Consider the following 26,138-nt stretch of genomic DNA (forward strand, 5'->3'; position numbering starts at 1 on the left):
TCCGAAGATCATTCTTGCCCGCGCCATCTTACCCAACCCCTTGGATCGCCTAGCGTAAGCACCGCTGTAACACAGTGCAAGAGAGGTGTTCCGATACAAAAAAACCGGCGGCAGGAACGTCCCGCCGCCGGTTTGCTAATGCTGTTTCTCGCCGCTGTTTGCCGGCGAAAGATCGGGCCTTATTTGTACAGGCTGTTGATCCACGCCACGTTGGCAGCGTTCAGGCGCACCGCTGTGTTGGCGTTGGGGCTTTCGGCCACGTTCACGCCGGTGACGACGCGCTGCTTGGCGCCATTGTCATAGGCGTAGACCGAGCTGCCGCTCGACCCCGGATAGGTGTCGCAGTCGTACTGGAAATACTCCGCGCCGATGTTTTCGGCTTTCACTTCGCAGGTCGCCTTCCACATCGTACCCATCGGCTTGTCGCCGGGGTAGCCAACGATGTTGGCGGTGAAATCGCCGAGGTTCTCATAGTTGGCATAACCCAGCCAGCCGAGATTGGTGCCGACATCCTGCTTCAGCGTAATGATGCCGAGGTCCCACGGAATGACCGAGCCGTAGTAACCCTGATAATTGTCGATGAAGCCCTGCAGGATATAGACGCTCTCGTAGCTGAAAGCGCCAAACGGTGCATCGTCGGCGGTGTTGCCGTTGAGCGACGGCACGAAGATGACGTCGTCGAGCCAAGCCTTGTCTTCATTGCTGTAGAGGCAATGCGCGGCGGTGAGCACCGTGCGCGGACCGATCAGGGTTCCCGAGCAGCTGCCATAACCGCTCTTGGCTTTGCCTTCGATATACCCGATCGCGGTGAACGGGTAGGTCTTGGTGTTCTTGATCTGCTCGCGATCGTCGGCCCCGAACACCTGGCGGCCGGCTTCGTCGCCGCCCGTCAATCCGGTCTTGTCGGCGTTCGGTGTGTTGGCGGGCGCGTTCAATTCCTTGATGACAAGGTCCTTCAGCGTCTCGCCTGCATCGATCTTGATGTCCTTGCCATCGGCGGAACGTCCGACGATGCCATAGGATTTGACCGCCGTGCCCTCGTCGGTCAGCGGCGCTGCCCGGCTGGCTTCATCTTCGGTCAGTTTCGGCGGCGCGATCGGCTTTGCACGGCCGGGCTGGTAGTCGCCCGTTCCGAGATCGCGCATGCTTTCGCCATTGCCGGCATTCGCTGAGCCGGGATCGGCGGCGAAGGCAGGCATCGTCCACAGTGCGGTGGATAGCAGTGCGGACGCAATGATAGTGCTTGTCAGTTTCGTCATGGTGAGACTCTCCCAAAAGTCAGCAAGGAGTGGAGCAAAATACAGAAATATTGTCGAGATCGTGGTGGAGTTAAAAAATTAGTTTGGTTACCCGCCCGTATCGGATCATCGGTCCGGGCGGCCTCGTTAAAGCCCTCCGCCAAACGCACCCGCGTCGATATACTGCCTAAAATAATCCAACATTGGCAATGACAAATCGCTTCCACGTAGCCCGTGGGGGGCTATAGGGTTTGGGTGGGCTCTGCCCGATGGGGCACGATTAGCAAAAGTCGTATTTCGGTTTTATGACCGCGCGGATGTCGTTCGTTCTGGCAGAAGGCGATCGAGGTACCGGTACCGCTTCTGTTGGTTATGCGTCATGGCGGCATGGCTCGGCATTTTTCATCTCAGGAGGGTTTCAAGGTGAACATTATCCATCGGTTCAGGCCGCTTGCCGCTGCATCGCTGCTGGGCATCGCGGCCGCTTTCCCCGCCGTCAACGCGCTCTATGCAGCCGACGACGCCGCCAGGCCGGAAGCGGCGGTCTCGCCGATGCAGCGCGTCGCCGAATCCCGGGACAAGGCCAAGGCCGAGAATCCCGACGGGGCCGACCGCGTCTATGGCGGCAAGGAAGCCGACAAAGGGGCCTATCCGTTCCAGGTGGCGCTGCTGACCAGCGCCCGGCTGGACCCCAGCCCGGCCTCGCAGCCGAACGCGCAATTCTGCGGCGGCAGCCTGATTGCTCCGCAATGGGTGCTGACGGCGGCGCACTGCCTCAACGACAAGGGCCGGCCGATTTCGCCCGACACGGTGACCGTGCTGACCGGCGCCACCGATCTTACCGAAGGCAAGCGCTACAAGGTGGTCGAGGTTATCGTCAACGAGGGCTACAGCGAACAGACGCTGGACAATGATCTCGGCCTGCTCCGGCTGGCGGAGCCCGCCGACGCGCCGGTCATCAAGATCACCAATGAGCCGACGCCAGACAGCGGCAAGACCACGGTCATCGGCTGGGGCAAGATGCAGGACGGCACCTTCCCGACCGCGCTGATGGTGGCCGATCTCGATCTCGAGCCGAGCGCTGCCTGCAACAGCGGCATCAAGTCGATCTATGCGCATGACCTGAAGGCGGCACTTGGAGATCTCTCCCACCGGATGCGTTATTCGGAAAAGGGCATCGATGCCGCCGCCAATGCGATCGCCGCCGATATGTCGGATCCGCTGACCAAGAACATGATCTGCGCCGGCACCGACAGCGGCGAACGCGACGCCTGCAACGGCGACAGCGGCGGTCCGCTGTTCATGACCGGCGCCAGCGGTCCGGTCCAGGTCGGCGTCGTCTCCTGGGGCGAAGGTCCGTCCGACGGCACCGCCGCTTGCGGCCACAAGAATGCCTATGGCATCTACACGCGATTGGCCAACTATACCGGTTGGATCGAAGCCAAGATGAAGACCCCGGCTCCGGCAGCCGCGGCGGCCCCCAAGGCCGGTCTCGGCACGGCCAAGAAGCCCTGAACGAGCCCGAAGCTTGATTAACGCAAAACGGCGGGATCTTTCCCGCCGTTTTGATTCATGTCCGGTGCCGGCTGTTCCGCTTACTTCCGTGGCGGTCCCTTGCGCTCGGCCGACGCCGCCCACAGATTGATGTCGGACTCGCGTGCGTAAGTGTCGATTTCGGCGAGCTCGGCATCGCTGAACTCGAGCACCTTGAGCGCGCCGACGCAGTCCTCGACCTGTTCGGGCCGGCTGGCGCCGATCAGCGCCGAGGTCACCCGGCCCTTGCGCAGCACCCAGGCTAGCGCCATCTGCGCCAGCGTCTGGCCACGCTTGCCGGCGATCGCGTTCAGCGCCTGGATGTTGGCGATGGTCTTTTCGTTGATGAAGGCGGGCCGCAGCGACTTCCCTTGGCTGGCGCGGCTACCCTCGGGGATGCCGCCGAGATATTTGTCGGTCAGCATGCCTTGCGCCAGCGGCGAGAACACGATCGATCCGACACCGAGCCCTTCCAGCGTATCGAGCAGTCCGTCCTCTTCGACCCAGCGGTTGAGCATCGAATAGCTCGGCTGATGGATGATGCAGGGCGTACCGAGCTGCTTCAATATGTCGGCCGCCTCGCGCGTGCGCTGCGAATTGTAGGACGAGATGCCGGCATAGAGCGCCTTGCCGGAACGCACCGCATGGTCGAGCGCGCCCATCGTTTCCTCAAGCGGCGTATCCGGATCGAAGCGGTGCGAATAGAAGATGTCGACATAGTCGAGCCCCATCCGCTTCAGGCTCTGGTCGAGGCTCGCCAGCACATATTTGCGGCTGCCCCATTCGCCGTAAGGCCCTGCCCACATCTCATAGCCGGCCTTGGTCGAGATGATCAGCTCGTCGCGATAGCTGGCGAAGTCGGTGCGCAATATCTCGCCGAAGGCGATCTCGGCCGAGCCCGGCGGCGGACCGTAATTGTTGGCGAGATCGAAATGGGTGATGCCGAGATCGAAGGCCTTGCGCGCGATCGCCTGCTTGGTCTTGTGCGGCGTGTCGTTGCCGAAATTGTGCCACAGGCCGAGCGAGATCGCCGGCAGTTTCAGGCCGGATCGCCCACATCTGTTGTAGAGCATTTTCTCATAGCGGTGTTCAGCCGGCTGCCAGCGCATGGGTACAGATCCTGGATTGTATGGGTGTCGGCGCGAGCGCGCCGACACCCTTCTACCTCATTTCTGCTTCGCCAACAGTTCTTTTGCGTCCTTGACGCCGAGTGCAGCCGGCCGCTCGCAGCTGGTCTGCATGGCGACGAACTTGCCGGTCTCGCCCGACCGCAACAGGCCGGTCATGACGTCGACGGCATGCAGCGCCAGTTCCATCGAGCAACGATGCGGCCGGCCCTCGGCGATCGCCAGCGCCATGTCGGCAAGGCCTGCGGTGCGGTAGTTGGCCATCATGCCCTGGCCGTGCATTTCGTTGGGCACGCCGAACGGATGCTGCCATTTCGGCAGTTTCTTCACCGGTTTTGCCGCCTTGGTTATGCGCACGTCGCCACCGAAGAAATTCGGATCCGGCACGAACACCGTGCCCGTCTCGCCATAGAGTTCCATCGGCGCGTGACCATGCGCCCAGACGTCCCAGCTGGTGTTGAGCGTGATCACGGCGCCGTTCTCGAACTCCAGCAGGCCGTGGATCGTCGTCGGCGTGTTGACCGGGATTTTTTCGCCCGCGCGCGGTTTCGACGAGATCGTGCGTTCCTTGGCAGGCGTCGTCGCGAAGGCCGCCACCTGCTTCACCGGCCCGATCAGCTGGATCAGGTTGGTGATGTAGTAAGGCCCGATGTCGAGCACCGGCCCGGCGCCCGGCTGGAAGAAGAAATCGGGATTGGGGTGCCAGTGCTCCATGCCGTGGCCCATCACATGACAGGTGCCGCTGGTGATCTTGCCGAGCGCGCCGGTGTCGATGAGGTTGCGCACCAGCTGGTGCGCCCCGCCCAGGAACGTGTCCGGAGCCGAACCGATGCGCAGCCCTTTCTTCTCGGCCCGGCCCTTGAGGTCGAGCCCTTCCTTGACCGACAGCACGAACGGCTTTTCCGAATAGACGTGCTTGCCGGCATCGAGGATCTGCTTCGACACCCCGTAGTGCACCGCCGGGATGGTGAGGTTGACGATGATGTCGATCTCGTCATCCTTGAGCAGTTCTTCGACGGTCTCGGCGCGCAGCTTGAACTCCTTCGCCCGTGCCTTGGCCGCGTCCATGTTGATGTCGGCGCAGGCGCGCATCTCGATGCCGCGAAACAGCGGCGCCAGCGAGAAATACGCTTTCGAGATGTTGCCGCAGCCGATGACGCCGATACCCAGTTTCTTTGCCATGATGATTGTTCCTAGTAAGCCTTGACGGATGCGAGCGAGCGGCTGGCGAAGCGCTCGATGTCGTTGGGGTTGTCCTGTTCCATGACGTAATATTTGGCCGCGCTCTTCGCCCGAAGTGTCTTGATCAGGCCGGCCCAGTCGATGGTGCCGTGGCCGACATCCGCCCAGCCGTCCTCGTCAAGGCCTTCGCCTGACTTGGCCATGTCCTTGACATGGACGGCGCTGATGCGCTTGCCGTGCTTTTCGATCCACGGCAGCGGATCAACGCCGCCGCGGACTACCCAGGCGACGTCCATCTCCCAGCCGATGTCGGGCGCAGCCGACAGGATGTGATCCTGCGGCACCGAGCCGTCGGCGAGTGTCTTGAACTCGAAATCATGGTTGTGCCAGGCAAAGCCGTAGCCGGCTTTTTTTGCGGTCTCGCCGACCTTGGCCAGACGCTCGCCAAAGCCGCGCCAGCCGGCAGCGTCGGCCGGCCGCTGCTCGGCCAGCAGATAGGGACAGATGACGAGCGTGATGCCGAGTGCGTCGGCTGTTTTGCGTACGCCGTCGAAATCATTCTCCAGCGCATCGATCGAGAAATGTCCGGTCGGCATCGCAAGCCCGTTCTTGTCGAGTTCGGCGCGGAACGCCTTGGGGTCGTCATAGACGCCGCCGAAACCTTCGACTTCCTTGTAGCCGAGCTTACCAAGCATTTTCAGGATGCCGTCCCACGGCTGGAAATTGCGGGCGCTGTAGAGTTGGAATGACCAGTTCATCGTCTCTGTCCGTTTCTTGGGTGGTTAAGGCTTGGGGATGTTTCGGGGGATCGTTTTCGCGAGATCGTTTTAGGGGGATCGTTCTTGGGAGGATGGTTTGCGGATGATTCTAGAGGGTCACAGGCGATTGCCGGTCGCAGCGTCGAACAGCGAGGCGCGCGCCGGATCGAAACCGAACTGGATCGGATCGCCGCTGCGCAGCGTCCGTTCCGCCTCGACGCGGAAGGAGAGGTTGCGGCCGGCAAGCTTCGTCCACACCAGCGTGTCGGAACCCATCGGCTCCACGATCTCGACCGAACCGCCGGCGGAAAACGGCATCGACTTCGCCGCGTCACCGAAAGCGATATGTTCAGGCCGGATGCCCAGCACGCAAGCGCCGGCCGGGCGCTCCGTGCCGTCAAAGGTATAGCGATCGAGCGGCACCGAAACACCGTCGGTCCTGAACACTGGAGCAGCACTGGCCTCCAGCTCCCCTTCGAGGAAATTCATCGCCGGCGAGCCGAGGAAGCCGGCGACAAACCGGTTGACCGGCCGGTTATAGATCGTCTGCGGCGCGTCAAGCTGCTGGATGACGCCGCCGCGCATGACCGCGATACGGTCGGCCAGCGTCATCGCCTCGATCTGGTCGTGGGTGACGTAGATCATGGTGTTCTGCAGCTTGCGATGCAGAAGCTTGATTTCGACGCGCAGTTCCGAGCGCAGCTTGGCGTCGAGATTGGATAGTGGCTCGTCGAACAGGAAGACGTCGACGTCGCGCACCAGCGCCCGCCCGATCGCCACGCGCTGGCGTTGGCCGCCGGACAAGGCCGCGGGCTTGCGCTGCAAAAGCGGCTCGATCTGCAGGATCTCGGCGGCGCGGGCGATGCGCTTGGCGATCTCGTCCCTGGGCACGCCGGCAACGCGCAGGCCGAACGACAGGTTCTTCTCCACCGTCATTTGCGGATAAAGCGCATAGGACTGGAACACCATGCCGATGCCGCGATCCTTGGGCTCTTCCCAGGTGACGTTCTTGCCCTTGATGAAGATGCGGCCTTCGGAAATATCGAGCAGCCCGGCGATGCAGTTGAGCAAGGTCGACTTGCCGCAGCCCGAGGGACCGAGCAGCACGATGAACTCGCCCTCTGCGACCTCGAGATTGAGGGTCTGCAGCACCGATACAGAGCCGAAGTTCAGGGACAGGTCCTGGATCGAAACGCTGGTGCCGTTGGCTGCCGTCATCGCCATCACCCTTTCACCGCACCGGCGGCGATGCCGCGCACGAAAAGCTTGCCGGAAATGAAGTAGACGATGAGTGGCACAAGGCCGGTCAGGATGGTGGCGGCCATGTTGACGTTGTACTCCTTCACGCCTTGCACCGAATTGACGATGTTGTTGAGCTGCACCGTCATCGGATAGGTGTCGGGGCGGGTGTAGACGACGCCGAACAGGAAGTCGTTCCAGATGCCGGTCACCTGCAGGATGATGGCGACGACGAAGATCGGCAGCGACATCGGCGCCATGATCCGCAGGAAGATGCCCCAGAAGCCGGCGCCGTCGACCCGTGCCGCCCTGAACAGCTCTTCCGGCATCGAGGCAAAATAGTTGCGGAACAAAAGCGTGAGGATCGGCATGCCGAAGATGGAATGGACGATCACCAGGCCGCTGAGGCTGCCGTAGAGGCCGATCTCGCGCAGGATGATGACGATCGGATAGATCATCACCTGATAGGGGATGAAGGCGCCGACGATCAGGATGACGAAGAATGTGTCGGCGCCCTTGAAGCGCCAGTTGGCGAGCGCATAGCCGTTCACCGAGGCGATCGCGATCGACAGCAGCACCGACGGCACGGTGATGCGCACCGAATTCCAGAAGCCGCGCGAAAGCCCGTCGCAATTGAGGCCGGTGCAGGCGGTCGCCCACGCCTTCACCCACGGTTCGAACGTGATTTCGAGCGGCGGCGAGAAGATATTGCCCATCCGTATCTCGGGCATGCCCTTGAGCGAGGTTACGACCATCACGTAGAGCGGCAGCAGATAGTAGACCGCCACCACGAGCAGCGTGCCATAGAGGAAGATATTGCGGCGCGAGAAGACATGCCGCGGCTTCGGCCCGCGCGGCCCGGAGGCTTCGCGCTCGGCGGCACCCGCGCTGGCGGGCAAAGGGACGGCCGGGTCAGCCACGCTTCCTGCCTCCAAATTCAAGGTAGGCCCACGGCACGACGACGATCACCACCGAGAGCAGCATCATGGTCGAGGCGGCAAAGCCCTGGCCAAGATTCTGTGCGAAGAACATGTAGTCATAGACATATTTGGCCGGCACTTCGGAGGCGATTCCGGGGCCGCCGCTGGTCTGGGCGACAACGAGGTCGTAGACCTTGACGATGCCCGACGCGATGATGACCAGCGTGGTGATGAAAACCGGCCGCATCATCGGGATGACGATGAACAGATAGGTCTTCCACATCGGGATCCCGTCTACCCGCGCTGCCTTCCAGATGTCCTCGTCGATGCCGCGCAGGCCGGCCAGCATCAGGCACATGATGAGCCCGGTGCCTTGCCACAGCGCCGCAATCGAAATGCCGTAGATGACGATGTTGGAATTGTAGAGCGGGTCGAAGTTGAAGCTCGTCCAGCCGAGGTCCCGCACCACATGCTGGATGCCGAAATCCGGATTGAGCAGCCACTGCCAGACCAGGCCGGTGACGATGAAGGAAAGCGCGAACGGATAGAGGAAGATGGTGCGGAACGTGTCCTCGAAACGGATCTTCTGGTCGAGAAGCGCTGCAAGCAGGAAGCCGATGACCAGTGAGAACACGAGCGAGATCGCGCCGTAGATCAAAAGGTTCTCGATCGAGATCAGCCAGCGCGGCGTCGCCCACAGCCGGTAATACTGGTCGAGCCCGGCGAAATTCAGCCGTGGCAGCAGCTTCGAATTGGTAAAGGAATAGAACACCGTCCAGACGGTGCCGCCGACGAAAACCACCGACGCGGTGAGGATCATCGGGATCGAGGCGACCTTCGCATTGATGTTGCGGAACAGCGGGTTGGGGCGTTCGCTCTTGCTCATCTCGTCAGCCGGCTGGGTAAGGGCGGTGCGATCCCGGCCCTGCTTTCGCAAGGCCGGGAGCGAGGTGTATTGCCTCCAACGTCAGTCTGCCGAAGCGATGAGGTCGGCGAAGCGCTTCTGCGCGTCTTCGATGGTCAGGTCCGGCTTGGCGAAGAATTCGGCGAAGAGATCTTCCTTCTGCTTCTGGGTATCCTGCGAAAGCAGTTGGTCCGTCCACGGGATGACGGCGCCCTTGGCGAGGATCGCCAGACCCTTCTTCATGCAGTCGTTCGCCGCATTGAGATCGACGTCACCGCGCACCGGCAGCGAGCCCTTCTTGAGATTGAAGGCGACCTGAGTCTTAGGGTCGAGCAGCGTCTCTGCCAACACCTCCTGCGCCTTGGACTTGTCGGCATCCTTGAGCAGCGGGAAATAGAAGGCGTCGCCGCCGGTGGCGATAACTTCGTTCAGACCGAGGCCCGGCAGGCAGGCATAGTCCTTGCCGGCGACCTTGCCGGCAACCTGGAACTCGCCTTGCGCCCAGTCACCCATGATCTGGCCGCCGGCCTTGCCGGTGATGACCAGATTGGTCGCCTGGTTCCAGTCCTGCACATTGGTGTTCTTCGCCATCTTGCGGGCATCGTCGGCGGCCTTGAAGACCTTGGCGATCTCGGGCCCAGCGGCGAACTTGGCGTCCTTGTCCTTGTAGACCTTGAGGAATGCATCGGTGCCGCCGACCGCCGCCAGCAGCACATCGAAGGCGCCGGAAGATTGCCAGGCCTGTCCGCCGACAGCGAGCGGGATGATGCCCGCCTTTTCCAGGGCGGGCGCTGCCGCCACGAATTCATTCCAGTCCTTCGGCAGCGGCACGCCGGCCTTCTCGAAGGCTTCGTTCGACAGCCACAACCACTGCCAGGAGTGGATATTGACCGGCACGCAGTAGATCTTGCCGTCTATGGTGCAACTGTCGAGCAGGCTCTTCGGCCGCACGATTTCCGTCCACTTGCCCTTGGTGGCGACCTCGGTGAGGTCGCGCATCAGGCCGGCCTGCACCAGTTCTTCGGCCTGCCGGCCGTGATTGAACTGGGTGGCGCCCATCGGATCGCCGCCGGTGATGCGGCTGATCATGATCGGCCGTGCCGTGCCGCCGGATCCGGCAATGGCGCCGTCGACCCAGTGATTGCCGGTCGCGTCAAAAGCCTTCGCGAATTCCGCAACCGCCGCCGCCTCGCCGCCGGACGTCCACCAATGGGTCACTTCCAGGTCGGTGGCGGCCGCCGGTCCGGCAAGCTGAAGCGCGGCCGTCGCGGCAAGGGCAGCGGTCAAAAGTCTATAGCGCATTTCGGTTCCTCCCAGAATCTGAAACGTTACAGATTTTCGATACGGCAATTATGCGGTGCGTGCAACCCCTGAGATAAACGCGCTCGAATGTTTTTTCGAGGCGCGAACAAATTCGTTGCGTGCAAACCGGCAAACTCCGCGCAAAACCGGGTGCTGCGCTGCAAAATCATGCTGCAGCGCCAGAAAACCGTCTCGAACCTGATTCTCGCGCAACGTTTATGGCCGCCAAAACCCTGCCAAAACCATGGCTTGAGAGACCGACTCGCTGCGATGTTGGAAATCTGTAACGTTTCAGTATATTGAGGCCTGACGGCGAAGAACCGTGCCACATCGTCATCGAAGCGATTGTCGGCTGGTCCGGCGGCTGCTATGCGCCTGACGGGGCGGGACGAATGGACAGGGACCAGACGGACAAGGACGACGAGGCGTCGGTGCATGAGCGGCCGACGCTGAAGACGCTTGCCTTCATGACCGGGCTCGGCGTCACCACCGTCTCGCGCGCGCTCAAGGATGCACCCGAGATCGGCGCCGAGACCAGGCGGCGGGTTCAACTCGTCGCCAGGCAGATCGGCTACCGGCCGAACCGCGCCGGCGTGCGCCTGCGGACTGGCAAGACCAATGTTATCAGCCTCGTGCTCAATACCGAGCGCGAGATCATGAGCTTTGTCTCGGACATCATCTACGGCGTCTCGGAGGTCATTGCCGACACACCCTATCACCTGATCGTCACGCCCTACTCGCGCTCGCAGGATCCGCTGGACCCGGTAAAGTATCTGGTCGAGTCCGGCTCGGCCGATGGCGTCATCATCTCACGCACGCAGCCCAACGATCCGCGCGCCCGCTACATGCTGGAGCGTGGCATACCCTTTGCCACGCATGGCCGCACCGATATGGGGCTTGTCCACCCCTATCACGACTTCGACAATTACGCCTTCGCCGCCGAAGCGGTGCGCCATCTGGCCAGCGTCGGCCGGCGCCGGCTGGCGCTGGTAGCGCCGCCGGTCGGGCTCACCTATTACGACCACACGGTCAATGGCTTTGCCGACGCACTGAGCGAGGTCGACGCCAGCGAAGTGCCGTTCAACGCCGTTTCGATCGACCAGTCGATCGATCAGATCAGGACGCGGACCGCGCAGTTGATGCGCCGCGACGTCAGGCCGGACGGTTTCGTCAGCAGCGCCGCCGCAGCAACGCTGGCCATCGTCGCCGGCATCGAGGATGCCGGCCTGAAACTCGGCCGCGACGTCGATGTCGTGTCCAAGCAATCGTCGGAACTGCTGCATCTGTTCCGCCGGGAGTTGCTGATCGTCAACGAAGACTTCCGCCTCGCCGGCACCGAGCTTGCCCGCGCCGTGCTGGGCTGGATAGGCGGCGCGGCACCTGGCTCTTTGCAGACTGTGGTCAAGCCAGGCGACGTCGTCGCGTATCAGGGCTGACTGGCACGACCGGAGAGGCCGCCTCACCTGACCCTAGGCGGCAGCGCCGCTGCCCCATGGGCCATGGAAAGCCCCCTGCTCGCCGATGCGCTCGAAACCATGCGCGCCGAAGAAATCGCGCTGCGCCTGGATCAGGTTCGAGGTGCCGCGGCCCTGGCGGTAGCTGTCGAAATAGGCAAGCGCCGACGCCAGCGCCGGCACGGGCGAACCGGCCTCCGACGCTCTTGCGACGATGCGCCGGAGCGACGGATGCGCCTCCTGCATCATGGTGGTGAAAGCCGGCGCCATCAAAAGGTTGGTGGACGCGCCGCCCGAGCCGAAGGCTTCCGCCATGGTGTCGAGCATCTGCGAGCGGATGATACAGCCGGCACGCCAGATCTTGGCGATGGTCGGCATCGGCAAGTTCCAGTTGAACTCCTTCGAGGCGGCGCTCATCACCGCGAAACCTTGTGCATAGGCGGCGATCTTGCCGGCGAGCAGCGCCAGCTCCAGGTCTTTCAGAAGTGCCGCCTTGTCGCCGGAGATCTTGGTGACGCCGATATTGCCATAGGCTTTTTCGGCCGCCTGCCGCTCATCCTTGATCGAGGACAGCACGCGGGCCGCCACCGCCGCCTCGATGGCCGTCGCCGGAATGCCGAGCTGCTGCGCCTCGATGACAGACCATTTGCCGGTGCCCTTCTGGCCGGCACGGTCGAGGATGATGTCGACCACCGGCTTGCCGGTCTTTGCATCGTCGGCGGCCAGCACCTTGGCGGTGATCTCGATCAGATACGAATCGAGCCGGCCCTTGTTCCAGTCCTCGAAGACCTTGCCGATCTCCTTCGGCCCCATGCCGAGACCGTCACGCAGGATGCCGTAGATCTCGGCGATCATCTGCATGTCGGCATATTCGATGCCGTTGTGGATGGTTTTCACGAAATGCCCGGCGCCGTCTGTGCCAAGCCAGGCAGCGCACGGTTCATCCTTGAACTTGGCCGAGATCGCGGTCAGCACGCGTTCGACGCGCTTCCAGGAGTCTTCGGTGCCGCCGACCATGATCGACGGTCCATGGCGCGCGCCTTCCTCGCCGCCGGATACGCCCATGCCGATGAAGGTGAGACCTGAGCCCGACAGTTCCGAAAAGCGCCGCATCGTATCGCGGAAATTGGCGTTGCCGGCATCGATGACGATATCGTTGTCAGACAACACGCCGCGCAGCGCTTCGATCTGTTCGTCGACCGGCTTGCCGGCCAGCACCATGATGATGACCGGGCGTGGCGGCTTGATCGCAGCTGCCAGTTCCTCCAGGCTGTAGCAGGGCACCACCATGTCCCTGAGCGAACCGGCGCCTTCGAGGAAGGCATCGGTGCGCGCCTTGGTGCGGTTGAAGACGGCGATGCGGTGCCCGTGCTCGGCAATGTTGAGCGCGAGGTTGGAGCCCATTGTGCCAAGGCCGATCAGGCCTATTTCGGCTTTTTCCATCGTTTCTTCCCTGCTTTCGGATTTTGTTGAGGCCGCGTTTTTCGGGATGCCCACTTTTCGGCGAGATGATTGACGGGCCTTTCGCGCCACGTCAACCGCCTCGCCGAATTGTGTTGCGTCTGCGTTGTGTCAGACCGAGTCAGGAAGGGTCAGTTGGTGACCAGGCGACGCCTTGCCGATCGAACATATGGCGATAGGTTGGACATATGGCAGTCAAACGGATGGACAATGTCGGAATCGTCGTCGAGGACCTCGACGAGACGGTTGCTTTCTTTCGCGAGCTCGGCCTCGAACTGGAAGGGCGGGCGACGATCGAAGGCGAGTGGGCCGGACGTGTCACCGGGCTCGGCGATCAGCACGTCGAGATTGCCATGATGCGCACACCGGACGGTCATAGCCGGCTCGAGCTCTCCCGCTTCCTCACGCCGCCTGTCGTTGCCGATCACCGCAACGCCCCGGTCAATGCCTTGGGCTACCTGCGCGTCATGTTTACCGTGGACGACATCGACGACACGCTTGAAAGGCTCCGCAAGCGTGGCGCGCAGCTGGTCGGTGAAGTCGTCCGTTACGAGGACGTGTATCGGCTCTGCTACATCCGCGGGCCGGAAGGGCATCTCATCGGGTTAGCCCAGGAACTCGGCTGAGCGTCCTTCGCGGGCGGGCTGAATATCACTCGGCGCGGATATCGATCGGCGCTTCGATCTTTATCACTTCGAAATCCGAAACCAGAATATCGAGCCGCGCCGTCCAGCGGCCTGGAATCGGAATGACGAGATTATCGACCCGCCAGGTGCCGTCGCCTGGCTTGGTCGCCGGACGCTTGATCGGCTCGATGCCCGAATCGGGCTTGGACAGCACCAGCGTCACTTCCTTGGCGTCGAGCGGGCCGAAATCGCCATCCATGATGACGATGGAGGCGGTGACCTCCCCGGTATGGCCGGGCGTGATGTCGATGTCGGCCATCGCCTTCATAGTGTGGATATGGGTCGACGTCGGTTGTGCCGCGGCGATTGCCAGCGCCCGTGGCGGCGGCGTGAAGCGCCAGCCGGCGGCAACGCCGAAGATCAGGAGCACGATCAGCATTTCGACTGAGATCGAGCGGCTAAGCCGTCGCCGCACTTCCGTCGCTCCGGCCTCGGCCAAGGCGGTGAGCCGCCATCGATTGACCGCCGCCAGCGTGAACAGAAACACCAGCAGCGCCAGCTTGATCAGCAGCAGCCGGCCATAGGCGGTGTTGACCAGTGCCGCCGGTGTCTGCACCTGGATGATGGCGAGCACCACACCGGCGGCGGCAAGCACTACCACCACGGGCATGATCGCGCGCGAAAACCGCCGCAGGAACGCCCCGGCTTCCACCGATTGGCTGCTCAACGCCAGGCCGAGCGGCAGCAATGCTCCAGCCCAGAAAGCGATGCCGGCGCCATGCAGGAACACCATAGGCCGCGTCAGCCATTGCGGTTCGGCTGCACTGGCATGGCCGCTGGCGGCAAGGGCTGCACCCACACCGGCCAGCCCGGCGAGCGCCAACGGCCTGGCGCCAGCACGCGATCCGACCAACGACAGCAGGCCAAGCCCGAGCGCCGCCAGCGAAATCAGCACCGTCCAGCCGAAGCTGGTGCCAAGCGCCGTCCGCCAGACCACCGGTTGCGCCAGCCGGGCGAGTGGCGCGCCCAGCGCGTCCAGCCCCTGGAACCCGAGCGACAGGGGTGCTGCGACCAGCCCGCACAGGATGGCGGCAATGACGAAGCGCTGGCCTGAGCGCTGGCCTTGCGCCAGCCATGTCAGCGCGAAGGCGCCGCCAATGCCGAGGAAAAGCCCCATGTAGAGAAGAACCTTGCCGGTCCAGATCGCTGACCGCAAATCTATATCGACAGCTTCCCCCACCGCCGGCGCCGCACTTGGCGCGCCAACGGAAAACAGCACCGAGCCGCCGACCGGATGGCCATCGGCGGAAATCACCCGCCAGCTCAAGACATGGGTGCCCGGCCCGAGCTTTTGTGGATTGTCGATCTCAACCGTTTGGTCGCTCAACCGAAACGAGGTCAAAGCGACAGGCGTACCGTCGGGCCGCACCAAGGTCAGCACCAGCGGCGACACAGGCTCGCTGAAGGTCAGCGAAAATTGCGTCGGCGCTCGCTCCAGAACCGCGCCGTCGGCAGGCTCGGCCTTGATCAGCGCCGCATGGGCAAAGGCCTGGTTTGGCGTGGCAAGGACGGCAAGCAGCAGGATCGCGGCCAGCAGGCCGAAGCACCTGCCGGCTGTCCGTTCTATCCGCTGAAAACAGGCCACGTTCATGCCATCCACCAAAACAGCGGCGCGCCGCTTCGAAGCAGCGCGCCGCCAATGCATCATTTCTTCGGCAGCAGGTTGAGGCCGGGCGCCGGATCTTCCAGCGCATCCTCATCCTGACCAGCCGCCGGAATCTCTATCCAACGCGTGGTGGCGCCATCGCATTCCTGCACCACCGGAAAATAGAGTTTTTGCCCGGCCGGCAGATCGGCGGCCAACGTGCCGCGGAAGACGAACTCGTCATAAAATTCATCCGGCAGGCTGCCGCCGCTCCAGTCGACTTCCTTGACGCCCGAGGTCACCGCCTCGCCATAGAGCTGGTAGGATTTCTCGTACTTGCCTTTCTTGACCTGCAGCGTCCAGCCGGGCTTGGGCATCGGCTTCACCCCGATCACCCCTTCCGGGATCTGCACGCGCACGGCAATCGTCGCCTTGCCTTCGCAGCCATGCGGCACGCGCAGCACGGCCTTGTAGGTCGAACCGACCGCAACCTCCTGTGTTTCGAGCGTGATATGGGCGAAGGCGGCACTTGTCCCCAGGACGAGGAATGCAGCGGCCGGCAAATGATGCTTGTTCATGATGGGTCCCTCTCGAAAAAAATTGATTGGCAATAATTGGTCAGTCGTTGTCTTCCAGGGGTGGCGCGCTGCCTATGGCTTGCACGGCAAACTCGACGGTCACGGTTCCGGCCCTCTCGAAAGTCAGCGTAGCGGCAAACATCTGGCCTTCTTTAGGGGGCTGCTTCAGATCCATGAACATCACGTGATAGGCGCCGGGACCCAGCGTGACCTTGCCGCCCGCCGGGATATCCAGGCCACCACTGACCGGGCGCATGGTCATGACGCCATCCTTCACCCCCATTTCATGCAGTTCGGCCTTGCCCGAAATGTCGGAGGAAATCGATAGCAGCCGGTCTGGCGCGCTGCCCTTGTTGACGATGGTGAAATAGCCGCCGGCAACCTTGGCGCCGGCTGGCGTGGCACGGGACCAGGGATGCTCGATCTCGATGTCACCGGCCTTGAACTCATGCGCAAGGACGGAATGGGCGCCGACGAACAACAGTGCAAAGGCAAAGAGGGCGCTGCCGAGACGATGCTCGATAGTGGTGAAGATAGGGGTGCTGCGGCGCAACGCGCCGGCATGACGAAAACGGGACATGGGTAGGCTCCATGAATATGAGGTCGCGCCTTTGTCCGGCTGCGAACGAGTTTATCATTGGATGATTATCGCCCGCGCGGGTTACGCCAAGCGAGCGGCGGTTTTTCAGCCCGCAAGCGGCGGGGCGCGCGGATTGGCCGGAGAGCGCTCACGCGTAACGTCGGGATGCCTGACTGCCGGCGGAAGAAACGCGACTGTTTCAAAAGACAGGCTCACCGGCGCCACGCCGACGCCTGCTGGCGGCGCATAGGCGACGGAGGCCATGCTGCAGCCGAGCATGCAGCATGCCGGCATGTGCCGCTGGTGCGGATCGCCGCCGGGAAGCTGGACCGCCCCCTTATGTGTACAGATGACGTTGCCGAAAACGTCGAGTTGCGAGGCATCCGGCGCAATGCCGAAAGCAAACACGCCGAGCGTCGACTGGAGCAGCAGCACACAGGCCGCGACAAAGGCGGCCATCATGCTCCATCTCTTACGCCGGAAGTCCAAAGACCTGCCTCTTCACGCAGCAACGCTTGGATATCTAGCACGCGGCATGTCGGCGGAAAATCGCCAAATCATCGCTGCGGCAACGCGGCGCGTTCGATCCATGTCGCACAAAAGTGCGCAGCGGTTTGGGATAACGCATGAGGCAGAGATCTTGTGCGCATAACGTCCCTTCGGACGTCGCGCTCAGGAAGCCGGGCGGCCGCCGATTTCCGGGATCGACGTCAACAGCGTGTGGCGTGCCGACTTCAGATGCTTGCGGCAGGCGGCGTCGACCTTGCCGAGATCGCGCGATTTCAGCGCCGCGATGTAGGCGAGATGCTCGCCAACCGCGACTTCGTTGCGCTCGCGCTCCTGCGCCTTGTTCCACTGGTAGTGGTAGTGAAAGATCATGGCGATGACGTCGTAGAAATCGACGATGAAGCGGTTGTGCGACGCCCGGTGGATCAGCCGGTGGAAGCGCTCGTCTAGCTCCGAGAATTCGTTGAAGCGGATGGCGATTTCGCTGGCCAGAAGCCGGTGCTCGTCTTCCAGCCGGTCGAGATCCGCCCAGACCGGACTATCCCCAGGCAAGGCGGCAAAGGCCGCCGCCGAGCGTATCTCGAACATTTCGCGGATTTCAGTGAGTTCGAGCGCAAAGGCACGGGTAAATCCTTTCAGCACCCAGTGGCTGTTGCGCCGCTTCTCGATCAGGCCGAAGCGGGAGAAGCGGATCAGGAACTCGCGCACGCTGGTGGTGCCGACGCCGATCTCGCGCGCCAGTTCGAGCTCGTTGATCTGCATGCCGGCCTCTGCACCGCCGGCCAGCAACCTGCGCATAAACGACCGCTCGATGATCTGGGCCAGTGTGTCTGTCTCCTCCTCGGGGAAGAAATCATCCGGCTTCGGCGTCCTGAGCACTGTCTTGCTGCGTTTGTTCCACGCGATCAGCCCGGTCTCTTCCATGCGCGCCAGAATGGTGCGCACGGTGGTACGGCTGACGCCAAGCAAAGTGCCCAGCTCCGGCTCCGACGGCAGGCTCTGCGTCTCATCGAGCAGCCGCAGACCCCTATTGTAAGCGTCCTTGTAGACGTTGTTGCTCTTCGACATCCCTGCCCCGTTGCGCGCCGGCGCTTGCTGTGGCTGGCTTGAAGCGCGATATCACATATGTCCTGGCGCTCACCCGGCAAAGCAAAACGCTCTGCGTGTCAGACGCCGCTCCCCACAAGCCAAGCGTCCATCGGACGCATGGTCTCCTCCTGAAAAAACAATTGACGCACAAATGTTTTTTCACGATAAAAGACATTATATGTAAACAGACGCGTGTCAATCCGCGCATCCCCAGGAACAGACCCAGGAAACTGCCCGTGAACGCCTCGAACAGCATTCTTCTGTCCCCCGCCGACAATGTCGCGGTCGCCAATGGCCGCATCGAGATCGGCACCCCTCTGCCCGGCGGCGCCGTCGCCACGGCCTTGATCGAGCCCGGCCACAAGGTGGCGATCAAGCCTATCGCCGCCGGCGAGGCGGTGGTCAAGTATGCCCAGGCCATCGGCCGCGCCACCCAGGACATCGCGCCCGGCGACCACGTCCATTCGCACAATCTGGTCTTCGAGTCCGGCCGTCTGCCGGTCGTGCCGCCGAGCGAAGCGGAGCATGCCACCGAAGCTGACCGCGCCCGGACATTCATGGGCTATCGTCGCGCCGATGGCCGTGCCGGCACGCGCAACTTCATCGGCATCATCGCCAGCGTCAATTGCTCGGCCACCGTCTGCCACGCCATTGCCGACGAGGCCAACCGCGTGCTGTTGCCGAAATATCCGGGGATCGACGGCTTCGTCCCGATCGTCCATGGCCAGGGCTGCGGCATGAGCGGCACCGGCGACGGCATGATGGTGCTACACCGCACGCTCGCCGGTTACACCCGCCATCCGAATTTCGGCGGCGCGTTGATGGTCGGCCTCGGCTGCGAGGTCAACCAGCTCACCCTTTACGGCCAGAAGGGTGCGGCGGCGGGAAAACGCCATTTCAACATCCAGGACGCCGGCGGTTCGCGCAAATCGGTCGCAAAGGCGATGGGCGTGCTCGCCGAAATCGCCGAGGAAGTCGGCCAGTATCAGCGCGAGCCGATCCCGGTCTCGGAGATCGTGGTCGGCCTGCAATGCGGCGGTTCCGACGGTATGTCGGGCATCACCGCCAATCCCGCGCTGGGAGCAGCGGTCGACATCCTGGCCGGCGTCGGCGGCATCGGCATCCTGTCGGAGACGACGGAGATCTATGGCGCCGAACATCTGCTCGCCTATCGCGCGGCAACGCCGGAGATCGCCAAGAAGCTCGACGGTTTCGTCAAATGGTGGGAGGACCATGTCGCCAAGCACGGCGCCTCGATCGACAACAACCCCTCGCCCGGCAACAAGCGCGGTGGCCTGACCACCATCCTGGAAAAGTCGCTGGGCGCCGTGGCCAAAGGCGGCCAGACTCCGCTCAACGGCGTCTTCGGTTATGCGGAAAAGGTCACCGGCAGTGGCCTGGTGTTCATGGACACGCCCGGTTACGACCCGGTCTCGGCGACCGGTCAGGTGGCGGGCGGCGCCAACATCATCGTCTTCACCACCGGCCGCGGCTCCTGCTTCGGCTGCCGGCCCACGCCGTCGATCAAGGTCGCCACCAACTCGACCATGTACCACCAGATGGAAGAGGACATGGACGTCAATTGCGGCGTCATCGCTTCGGGTGAGAAGACCATCGCCGGCATGGGCCGGGAACTCTTCGAACTCATCGTCGAGACGGCATCGGGCCGCAAGACCAAGAGCGAGGCGTTCGGCTACGGCGACAACGAGTTCGTGCCGTGGCACCTCGGCGCGACGCTCTAACCACCGACGAAAAAAGCGGGCTGCAAAGACGGCTCACAAGGGGAGGCTGTGGATGGACAAACGCCGCATCGGCACGACTGCGCTCGAGGTCACTGAGATAAGCTTCGGCGGGGCGGCGATCGGCGGGCTCTACCGGGCCTGTCCGCGCGAAGCGGCGATGGAGACGCTGCAGACAGCCTGGGATGCCGGCCTGCGCTATTTCGACACCGCGCCCTTCTATGGCTTCGGCCTGTCGGAGCGGCGGACCGGCGACTTCCTGCGCTACAAGCCGCGGGATTCCTATGTGCTGTCGACCAAGGTCGGCCGCCTGTTCCGCCCGGTGCCGGAAGACCAGGTTCCCGATCATTCCTATGTCGACCCGCTGCCTTTCGCGCTCGACTACGACTACTCCTATGACGGCATCATGCGCTCGGTCGAGTTCTCCTATGCGCGGCTCGGGCTGAACCGGATAGACATCCTGTTTGTGCACGACATCGGCACCTACACACATGGCGTCGAGAAGACGAAGCTGCACTTTCGCCAGCTGATGGACGGCGGCTTGAAGGCGCTGGACGAGCTTAAAACGTCGGGTGTAATTTCCGCCTATGGGCTCGGCGTCAACGAGGTGCAGATCTGCCTCGACGTGCTGCGCGAAGCACCGCTCGACTGCATCCTGCTGGCCAGCCGCTATTCGCTGCTCGACCGCTCGGCTGAAGCCGAGTTGCTGCCGCTGTGTCGTGAGCGACAGACTTCGCTGATCATCGGCGGCGTCTTCAACTCCGGCATCCTGGCGACCGGACCGGTGCACGGTGCGCATTTCGACTATCTGCCGGCGACGCAGGACATACTCGAGCGTGTCGGCGCGATGGAGAAAATCGCTGATGAGGGCGGATATCCGCTGGCGGCGGCTGCATTGCAGTTTCCGCTGCAGGAGCCTTTCGTGGCCAGCGTGCTGACCGGAACGGCCAAGCCTGCCAACCTGACGCGCAACCTCGACCTGTTCGACGTCCAGGTGCCGCAAGCGGAATTCGCCCGCTACGCTCCCTACACCATCGTGCAGGAGCTCGGCTGACGAAACGCCACGATCACGGTTCTCAAGAAGGAATAAATATTCCATATTGACTCAACGGTGGAATTAATATTCCATGATGATCAAGGAGGATCGGGAGCGTCTGGACGTGGCACTGAGGATCGGCAGGGAGGTTTCCCCGCCAAGCCATGCGCAGGCCGATATGAAACACCGCTTGCGTCGGCCGGACCGATGCACTATCAAAAAGCGGCAACTGTTTTTTATTGATAAAGTTCTGTTTGGGCAGCGCCTATCCAAATGGAGCTTCCGTAACCTTCACCGGGCGATCTAGGGAGGATTCCTAATGAAATTCGTGACCAGCATTCTCAACCGCCGTTCCCTGGTGGCACTTGCTGCCGCCTCGATGCTTGCAGGCACGCTGCACACGGCGCCGGCTTCGGCGGCGGACGTGACCATTCCGATCATCGTCAAGGACACCACGTCCTTCTACTGGCAGATCGTCCTGGCCGGCGCCCGCAAGGCCGGCAAGGATCTCGGCGTCAACGTACCCGAACTCGGCGCCCAGGCTGAAACCGACGTCAACGGCCAGGTTTCGATCCTCGAGAATGCCGTCGCCGGCAACCCGGCCGCGATCGTCATCGCGCCGACCGAATTCAAGGCGCTCGGCAAGCCGATCGATGAAGCGGCCAGCAAGGTCAAGGTCATCGGCATCGACTCCGGCGCCGACTCCAAGGCGTTCACCTCGTTCCTGACCACCGACAATGTGCAGGGCGGACGCGTAGCCGCTGACGGTCTTGCAGCAGCCATCGGCGAAGCCAATGGCGGCAAGATCGAGGGCGACGTCGCCCTGATCACCAACGCGCCGGGCGCCGGTTCGCTGGAGCAGCGCAAGCAGGGCTTCACCGAGCAGCTGGCCGCGAAATATCCGGGGCTGAAGCTCGTCGCCGACAAATATGCCGACGGCCAGGCAACGACCGGTCTCAACATCGCCACCGACCTGATCACCGCCAACCCGAACCTCAAGGGCATCTTCGCGTCCAACCTGATCATGGCGCAGGGCGTCGGTCAGGCAGTCGCCGAGAACAACCTTGGCGGCAAGCTGGCGCTGGTCGGCTTCGACAGCGACGAGAAGCTGATCAAGTTCCTCAATGACGGCGTCATTTCCGCGCTCGTCGTCCAGGATCCGTACCGGATGGGCTATGACGGCATCAAGACCGCGCTCGCCGCCTCGAAGGGCGAGAAGGTCGAGGCCAATGTCGACACAGGCGCCAACCTGGTGACCAAGGCAAACATGAAAGACCCCAAGATCGACGCCCTGCTCAACCCGAAGCTCTGAGCCCGTCGACCAAAAATCCTTTCCGGGGCCTCGCGCCCCGGAAACACCGGATACAAGCTTGAATATCCACCGGCTTGAATCACCTCGACGATGCGGCTTGACTGCATTGCGACGTGCCAATCGTAAGGCCAATCTGGGAGGATTGTCATGACGCCCATGGCGCAGGAACTGCACCCGGCCCCAACGCTAGCGCCCGGCAGGACGATCCTCGAACTGCACGGGCTGGAAAAGCGCTATCCCGGCACGCATGCGCTGAAGCCCGTTCACCTTGCCTTCAAGGCAGGTGAGATCCACGCCATCGTCGGCGAGAACGGCGCCGGCAAATCCACCTTGATCAAGCTTCTGACCGGCGTCATGCCGCGCACCTCCGGCGATGTCATCTGGGAGGGCAAGCCGGCAGCGCTGGCAACCCCGCACGAGGCAATGGCGCTGGGCATCAACGCCGTGCATCAGGAGGTCGTGCTCTGTCGCCATCTCACCGTCGCCGCCAACATGTTCCTCGGCGAGGAGAATTCGCGCTTCGGCATCCTGCAGCAGCGCGCCATGGTCAAGGAAGCGCAGAAGATCATCGACGGTCTCGGCTTCGACCTGCCGGCGCATGTCATGCTGGGTGACCTCACCATCGGCCAGCAGCAGCTGATCGCCGCCGCCCGCGCCACCGTGCGCGGCACCAAATTCCTGATCTTCGACGAGCCGACCGCCTATCTCACCCGCAAGGAAGCCGACCAGCTGTTCACGCTGATCCGCAGGCTCAAGGGCGAAGGCGTCACCATCATCTACATCAGCCATCGCATGGAAGAGGTGTTCGAACTCGCCGATCGCGTCTCGGTGCTGCGCGACGGCACGCTGGTCGGCACCCGCAACATTGCCGAGACCAATGACGCCGAGCTGGTCAAGATGATGATCAACCGCTCGATCGAGCAAGTCTACCATAAGGAGCATTTCACCCCCGGTGCCGTGATCGTTGAAGCGAAAAACCTGTCGGGCAAGGGTTTCGAAGACGTCTCGATGACGGTGCGCGCCGGCGAGATCGTCGGGCTCTATGGCCTGATCGGCGCCGGGCGGAGCGAGTTCGTCACCACGCTCTATGGCCGCCACAAGAAGTCGGCCGGACAGGTCCTTTGGCAAGGCAAGCCGGTCCACATCAATTCCGAGCACGACGCGATCAAGCTCGGCATGGCGCTGGCGCCGGAAAGCCGCCGCGACCAGGGCCTGTGCCTGAACCTGCCGGTCGGCCTCAACCTCAACCTGCCGATCTACAAGCGCATCTCCAACAACCTGCTGATTTCGAACACGAAGGAAAAGGCTGAAGCCGATCGCCAGATCGCCGGCCTCCGCATCAAGACGCCGACACGCGGCGCACTGGCCTCCAGCCTGTCCGGCGGCAACCAGCAGAAGATCGTCATCGGCAAATGGCTGGCGCACGGCGCCAAGCTGTTCATCTTCGATGAGCCGACCGTCGGCGTCGATGTCGGCACCAAGGCCGAGATCTACCGCCTGTTCGGGGAACTGTTGTCCAAGGGCGCCGGCATCATCCTGATCTCGTCCTATCTGCCCGAGGTTTATGAACTCGCCGATACGCTGCACGTGTTCCGGCGCGGCAAACTGGTCGCCAGCCATGGCTTTCGCGCCGCCAGCCACGAAGACGTGCTGACACAGGCGATCGGCTGACAAAACAAGAAACGGGAGGAACCATGAGCATCGAAACCATCGCGATCGAAAAACCGAAACGGAACTACAACGTCCTGTTTGGGCTGACGCTTCTGGCGTTGCTGGTTCTGCTCTGGATCGTGCTGTCGGTGGCGACGCCGAGCTTCGCCTCCTCCAACAACATCGCCAATCTTTTGCGGCAGGGCTCGATGATCGCCATCATGGCGGTCGGCCAGACCTTCGTCATCATCACCGGCGGCATCGACCTCTCGGTCGGCGCCGTGGTCGGCTTCGCCACCGTCATTGTCGCCATGATGATCAATGCCGGCTTCCCGATCTGGGTCGCCATTCTGGTGACGCTGCTGGTCGGCGTTGCCATCGGCCTGTTCCATGGCTTCGGCATCGTCAAGATGGGCCTGCCGCCCTTCATCATCACGCTGGCGACGCTGACCTCGTTGCGCGGCATCGGCCTGTTGATGACCAACGGCAACTCGATCAACATCAACAGCGACAGCTTCACCGCGTTCTCGCGCAGTTCCTTTGTCGGCATCCCCAATCTGTTCTGGATGGTGATCCTGGTCGGCATCCCGGCCTACATCTTCCTGCACCACAGCCGCTGGGGCCGCTATCTCTTCTCTGTGGGATCCAATGCCGAGGCCTCGCGCCTCTCGGGCGTCAATGTCCAGCGCACCATCTACATGGCCTACACGCTGTCGGGCCTATGCGCGGCCTTCGTCGGCGTGCTGCTGGCGGCGCGCATCGGCATCGGCAACCCGACCCAGGCCGAAGGTTGGGAGTTGCAGGCGATCGCCTCATCGGTGATCGGCGGCACTTCGCTATTCGGCGCCGTCGGCTCGGTGCATGGCCCGCTGCTCGGCGCCTTCATCCTGGCCACCATCAACAACGGTGCCAATCTGCTCAACGTCAACTCGTTCTGGCAGCGCATCATCACCGGCGCGTTGATCATCATCATCGTCTATTTCGACGGGCTGCGCCGTCGCGGCAAGTAATCCTCCCTGACCTTCCGTGTCGGTCCGCTCAACAACGGACCGGCGCCTTTTTGAACACTGGAATTGCCGAATGAAAGCTGTTGTCTGCCGCTCGCCCGGCGAGCTTGTCCTGGAAGACCGGCCGGCGCCAGGAGCGCCGCCTGCCGGCTGGGCGCTGGTCGCCGTCAGCCATGTCGGCATCTGCGGCACCGACTACCACATCTTCGAAGGCAAGCACCCGTTCCTTGCCTATCCCCGCATCATGGGCCATGAAGTGTCGGGCACCGTCGTCGAGACCGGCGAAGATGTCGACCTTGCCGTGGGCGAGCCCGTCATCATCAATCCCTATCTCGCTTGCGGAAAATGCATCGCCTGCCGGCACGGCAAGCCGAATTGCTGCGTCAGGATCGAAGTGCTTGGCGTACATCGCGACGGCGCCATGGCCGAGCAGATCCTGGTGCCGGCACGGAATCTTTATCCGGCAAACGGCTTATCGCTGGCCGATGCGGCGGCCGTGGAATTCCTCGCCATCGGCGCGCATGCCGTGCGGCGTGCCCGCGCCGAACCAGGCGCCCGCACGTTGGTCATCGGCGCCGGGCCGATCGGCCTTGGCGCAGCGCTGTTTGCCCGCATCGCCGGGCTCGATGTCAGCCTGCTCGACATGAGCACGGAGCGGCTGGATTTTGCAAAAGGCGAACTCGGCTTCGCCACGCTCGACGGTTCACAAAAAGCGGCAGCCGAACTGGTGCGCGAGGCAACCGGCGGCGAAGGGTTCGACGTCGTCTTCGACGCCACCGGCAACACCGCCTCGGTGCAGTCGGCCTTCGCCCATGTCGCGCATGGCGGCACGCTCGTGCTGGTCAGCGTCGTCAAGGATGACATCGTCTTTTCCGATCCGGAATTCCACAAGCGCGAAATGACATTGATCGGCAGCCGCAACGCGCTGAAAGTCGATTTCGACCACGTCGCCGCCTCGATACGCAACGGCGCCGTGCCTCTGGCAAAACTCGTCACCCACCGCACCACGCTGGCCGGCACGCCGGACGATCTCGCCCGCTGGGCGCATGAGAAATCGGGGTTGATCAAGGCTGTGATCGAGGTGGGGTAAGACATCCGAAAAAATCTGGTAGAGCGAAAGTGCCGAGTTAAGGCAGATCGCATACTGCGGCGATTTGCGAAAAGGCCCGTCGCTTCCTCATCCATGGGCGGAGCAAGGAGCGAAGCGACGCGGCGCAGACCCGAGGATTCATTCGGTGACGTCTGCGCTAG

General features: G+C 62.8%; 24 protein-coding genes. 10 read left to right on the forward strand and 14 right to left on the reverse strand.

Translation table 11 applies throughout. The features are described 5' to 3' along the window. Positions 1–179: 179 nt before the first annotated feature. Complete coding sequence (locus ACYG97_RS18900; protein WP_023733608.1) at positions 180–1,259, reverse strand: trypsin-like serine peptidase; 1,080 nt, start codon at positions 1,257–1,259, stop codon at positions 180–182. A gap of 402 nt (positions 1,260–1,661) precedes the next feature. On the opposite strand from ACYG97_RS18900, the gene ACYG97_RS18905 reads away from it, so the two are divergent. Beyond that, positions 1,662–2,753, forward strand: coding sequence for a S1 family serine peptidase (locus ACYG97_RS18905; RefSeq protein ID WP_023733609.1), 1,092 nt, complete (start codon positions 1,662–1,664; stop codon positions 2,751–2,753). Between the two features lie 80 nt (positions 2,754–2,833). On the opposite strand, the gene mgrA is transcribed toward ACYG97_RS18905, so the two are convergent. The 7 genes from mgrA to ACYG97_RS18940 all read right to left on the reverse strand — a co-directional run bounded on the left by mgrA (position 2,834) and on the right by ACYG97_RS18940 (position 10,203). Continuing rightward, positions 2,834–3,880 carry an L-glyceraldehyde 3-phosphate reductase gene (gene mgrA / locus ACYG97_RS18910; protein ID WP_023683033.1) on the reverse strand — a complete coding sequence of 349 codons (1,047 nt, stop codon included), beginning with the start codon at positions 3,878–3,880 and terminating at the stop codon, positions 2,834–2,836. A 57-nt stretch (positions 3,881–3,937) separates the two neighbouring features. Next, positions 3,938–5,080 carry a Gfo/Idh/MocA family protein gene (locus tag ACYG97_RS18915; RefSeq protein ID WP_023714132.1) on the reverse strand — a complete coding sequence of 381 codons (1,143 nt, stop codon included), beginning with the start codon at positions 5,078–5,080 and terminating at the stop codon, positions 3,938–3,940. A gap of 11 nt (positions 5,081–5,091) precedes the next feature. After that, positions 5,092–5,838, reverse strand: a complete 747-nt coding sequence (locus tag ACYG97_RS18920; protein WP_023714133.1) for a sugar phosphate isomerase/epimerase family protein — start codon at positions 5,836–5,838, stop codon at positions 5,092–5,094. Positions 5,839–5,955: 117 nt separating this feature from the next. Further along, on the reverse strand, positions 5,956–7,056 hold the full coding sequence (locus ACYG97_RS18925; protein WP_023728557.1) for an ABC transporter ATP-binding protein: 1,101 nt from the start codon (positions 7,054–7,056) through the stop codon (positions 5,956–5,958). A gap of 5 nt (positions 7,057–7,061) precedes the next feature. After that, the gene (locus ACYG97_RS18930; RefSeq protein WP_023733610.1) at positions 7,062–7,997 is read right to left on the reverse strand and encodes a carbohydrate ABC transporter permease; all 936 of its coding nucleotides are present in this window, start codon (positions 7,995–7,997) and stop codon (positions 7,062–7,064) included. Next, positions 7,990–8,883: a carbohydrate ABC transporter permease gene (locus ACYG97_RS18935; RefSeq protein ID WP_023733611.1), complete on the reverse strand. Its 894-nt coding sequence runs from the start codon at positions 8,881–8,883 to the stop codon at positions 7,990–7,992. The genes ACYG97_RS18930 and ACYG97_RS18935 overlap by 8 nt, the downstream gene beginning before the upstream one ends. A gap of 81 nt (positions 8,884–8,964) precedes the next feature. Continuing rightward, a complete protein-coding gene (locus ACYG97_RS18940) occupies positions 8,965–10,203 on the reverse strand; it encodes an ABC transporter substrate-binding protein (protein ID WP_023733612.1) in 1,239 nt (412 codons plus the stop codon). Positions 10,204–10,595: 392 nt separating this feature from the next. Between ACYG97_RS18940 and ACYG97_RS18945 the strand changes: the two genes are divergently transcribed. Continuing rightward, positions 10,596–11,639 (forward strand): LacI family transcriptional regulator, encoded by a 1,044-nt coding sequence (locus tag ACYG97_RS18945; protein ID WP_023733613.1) that lies wholly within the window; start codon positions 10,596–10,598, stop codon positions 11,637–11,639. Between the two features lie 33 nt (positions 11,640–11,672). On the opposite strand, the gene gndA is transcribed toward ACYG97_RS18945, so the two are convergent. Continuing rightward, positions 11,673–13,100 carry an NADP-dependent phosphogluconate dehydrogenase gene (gene gndA, locus ACYG97_RS18950; protein ID WP_023733614.1) on the reverse strand — a complete coding sequence of 476 codons (1,428 nt, stop codon included), beginning with the start codon at positions 13,098–13,100 and terminating at the stop codon, positions 11,673–11,675. A gap of 206 nt (positions 13,101–13,306) precedes the next feature. On the opposite strand from gndA, the gene ACYG97_RS18955 reads away from it, so the two are divergent. Beyond that, a complete protein-coding gene (locus ACYG97_RS18955) occupies positions 13,307–13,744 on the forward strand; it encodes a VOC family protein (RefSeq protein WP_023733615.1) in 438 nt (145 codons plus the stop codon). Between the two features lie 25 nt (positions 13,745–13,769). Here ACYG97_RS18955 and ACYG97_RS18960 read toward each other — a convergent pair whose 3' ends face one another. From ACYG97_RS18960 to ACYG97_RS18980, 5 genes are all read right to left on the reverse strand, one after another. Next, the gene (locus ACYG97_RS18960) at positions 13,770–15,395 is read right to left on the reverse strand and encodes a copper resistance CopC/CopD family protein (protein ID WP_023733616.1); all 1,626 of its coding nucleotides are present in this window, start codon (positions 15,393–15,395) and stop codon (positions 13,770–13,772) included. A 53-nt stretch (positions 15,396–15,448) separates the two neighbouring features. Beyond that, positions 15,449–15,967 (reverse strand): YcnI family copper-binding membrane protein, encoded by a 519-nt coding sequence (locus tag ACYG97_RS18965; RefSeq protein WP_023700138.1) that lies wholly within the window; start codon positions 15,965–15,967, stop codon positions 15,449–15,451. Between the two features lie 40 nt (positions 15,968–16,007). Beyond that, entirely contained in the window at positions 16,008–16,547 is a 540-nt protein-coding gene (locus ACYG97_RS18970) for a copper chaperone PCu(A)C (protein WP_023733617.1), read from the reverse strand. 105 nt (positions 16,548–16,652) lie between these two features. Continuing rightward, positions 16,653–17,009 (reverse strand): DUF2946 family protein, encoded by a 357-nt coding sequence (locus tag ACYG97_RS18975; protein ID WP_023733618.1) that lies wholly within the window; start codon positions 17,007–17,009, stop codon positions 16,653–16,655. 210 nt (positions 17,010–17,219) lie between these two features. Continuing rightward, on the reverse strand, positions 17,220–18,122 hold the full coding sequence (locus ACYG97_RS18980) for a GntR family transcriptional regulator (RefSeq protein WP_023700141.1): 903 nt from the start codon (positions 18,120–18,122) through the stop codon (positions 17,220–17,222). 257 nt (positions 18,123–18,379) lie between these two features. Between ACYG97_RS18980 and ACYG97_RS18985 the strand changes: the two genes are divergently transcribed. From ACYG97_RS18985 to ACYG97_RS19015, 7 genes are all read left to right on the forward strand, one after another. After that, the gene (locus tag ACYG97_RS18985) at positions 18,380–19,885 is read left to right on the forward strand and encodes a UxaA family hydrolase (RefSeq protein ID WP_023728563.1); all 1,506 of its coding nucleotides are present in this window, start codon (positions 18,380–18,382) and stop codon (positions 19,883–19,885) included. Positions 19,886–19,937: 52 nt separating this feature from the next. Next, positions 19,938–20,936, forward strand: coding sequence for an aldo/keto reductase (locus ACYG97_RS18990; protein WP_023733619.1), 999 nt, complete (start codon positions 19,938–19,940; stop codon positions 20,934–20,936). Positions 20,937–21,009: 73 nt separating this feature from the next. Beyond that, positions 21,010–21,225, forward strand: a complete 216-nt coding sequence (locus ACYG97_RS18995) for a hypothetical protein (protein ID WP_023733620.1) — start codon at positions 21,010–21,012, stop codon at positions 21,223–21,225. Positions 21,226–21,237: 12 nt separating this feature from the next. Next, positions 21,238–22,230 (forward strand): ABC transporter substrate-binding protein, encoded by a 993-nt coding sequence (locus tag ACYG97_RS19000; RefSeq protein WP_023728566.1) that lies wholly within the window; start codon positions 21,238–21,240, stop codon positions 22,228–22,230. 147 nt (positions 22,231–22,377) lie between these two features. Beyond that, positions 22,378–23,901, forward strand: a complete 1,524-nt coding sequence (locus ACYG97_RS19005; protein ID WP_023700145.1) for a sugar ABC transporter ATP-binding protein — start codon at positions 22,378–22,380, stop codon at positions 23,899–23,901. A 23-nt stretch (positions 23,902–23,924) separates the two neighbouring features. Continuing rightward, positions 23,925–24,890: an ABC transporter permease gene (locus ACYG97_RS19010; RefSeq protein ID WP_023692012.1), complete on the forward strand. Its 966-nt coding sequence runs from the start codon at positions 23,925–23,927 to the stop codon at positions 24,888–24,890. A 70-nt stretch (positions 24,891–24,960) separates the two neighbouring features. Continuing rightward, entirely contained in the window at positions 24,961–25,977 is a 1,017-nt protein-coding gene (locus tag ACYG97_RS19015) for a zinc-binding alcohol dehydrogenase family protein (RefSeq protein WP_023733621.1), read from the forward strand. Positions 25,978–26,138: the final 161 nt, after the last annotated feature.

The organism is Mesorhizobium sp. W067, from assembly GCF_054719525.1.

Excerpts from the sequence above, each read along its gene's own strand:
- ACYG97_RS18960 (WP_023733616.1), bottom strand. The coding sequence starts at position 15,395 with ATGAACGTGGCCTGTTTTCAGCGGATAGAACGGACAGCCGGCAGGTGC.
- ACYG97_RS18915 (WP_023714132.1), bottom strand. The coding sequence starts at position 5,080 with ATGGCAAAGAAACTGGGTATCGGCGTCATCGGCTGCGGCAACATCTCG.
- ACYG97_RS19015 (WP_023733621.1), top strand. The coding sequence starts at position 24,961 with ATGAAAGCTGTTGTCTGCCGCTCGCCCGGCGAGCTTGTCCTGGAAGAC.
- ACYG97_RS18980 (WP_023700141.1), bottom strand. The coding sequence starts at position 18,122 with ATGTCGAAGAGCAACAACGTCTACAAGGACGCTTACAATAGGGGTCTG.
- ACYG97_RS18990 (WP_023733619.1), top strand. The coding sequence starts at position 19,938 with ATGGACAAACGCCGCATCGGCACGACTGCGCTCGAGGTCACTGAGATA.
- ACYG97_RS18925 (WP_023728557.1), bottom strand. The coding sequence starts at position 7,056 with ATGACGGCAGCCAACGGCACCAGCGTTTCGATCCAGGACCTGTCCCTG.
- ACYG97_RS19000 (WP_023728566.1), top strand. The coding sequence starts at position 21,238 with ATGAAATTCGTGACCAGCATTCTCAACCGCCGTTCCCTGGTGGCACTT.
- ACYG97_RS18975 (WP_023733618.1), bottom strand. The coding sequence starts at position 17,009 with ATGATGGCCGCCTTTGTCGCGGCCTGTGTGCTGCTGCTCCAGTCGACG.
- ACYG97_RS18965 (WP_023700138.1), bottom strand. The coding sequence starts at position 15,967 with ATGAACAAGCATCATTTGCCGGCCGCTGCATTCCTCGTCCTGGGGACA.
- ACYG97_RS19010 (WP_023692012.1), top strand. The coding sequence starts at position 23,925 with ATGAGCATCGAAACCATCGCGATCGAAAAACCGAAACGGAACTACAAC.
- ACYG97_RS18970 (WP_023733617.1), bottom strand. The coding sequence starts at position 16,547 with ATGTCCCGTTTTCGTCATGCCGGCGCGTTGCGCCGCAGCACCCCTATC.
- ACYG97_RS18935 (WP_023733611.1), bottom strand. The coding sequence starts at position 8,883 with ATGAGCAAGAGCGAACGCCCCAACCCGCTGTTCCGCAACATCAATGCG.
- ACYG97_RS18940 (WP_023733612.1), bottom strand. The coding sequence starts at position 10,203 with ATGCGCTATAGACTTTTGACCGCTGCCCTTGCCGCGACGGCCGCGCTT.
- ACYG97_RS18920 (WP_023714133.1), bottom strand. The coding sequence starts at position 5,838 with ATGAACTGGTCATTCCAACTCTACAGCGCCCGCAATTTCCAGCCGTGG.
- ACYG97_RS18955 (WP_023733615.1), top strand. The coding sequence starts at position 13,307 with ATGGCAGTCAAACGGATGGACAATGTCGGAATCGTCGTCGAGGACCTC.
- ACYG97_RS18945 (WP_023733613.1), top strand. The coding sequence starts at position 10,596 with ATGGACAGGGACCAGACGGACAAGGACGACGAGGCGTCGGTGCATGAG.
- ACYG97_RS18900 (WP_023733608.1), bottom strand. The coding sequence starts at position 1,259 with ATGACGAAACTGACAAGCACTATCATTGCGTCCGCACTGCTATCCACC.
- mgrA (WP_023683033.1), bottom strand. The coding sequence starts at position 3,880 with ATGCGCTGGCAGCCGGCTGAACACCGCTATGAGAAAATGCTCTACAAC.
- gndA (WP_023733614.1), bottom strand. The coding sequence starts at position 13,100 with ATGGAAAAAGCCGAAATAGGCCTGATCGGCCTTGGCACAATGGGCTCC.
- ACYG97_RS19005 (WP_023700145.1), top strand. The coding sequence starts at position 22,378 with ATGACGCCCATGGCGCAGGAACTGCACCCGGCCCCAACGCTAGCGCCC.
- ACYG97_RS18995 (WP_023733620.1), top strand. The coding sequence starts at position 21,010 with ATGATGATCAAGGAGGATCGGGAGCGTCTGGACGTGGCACTGAGGATC.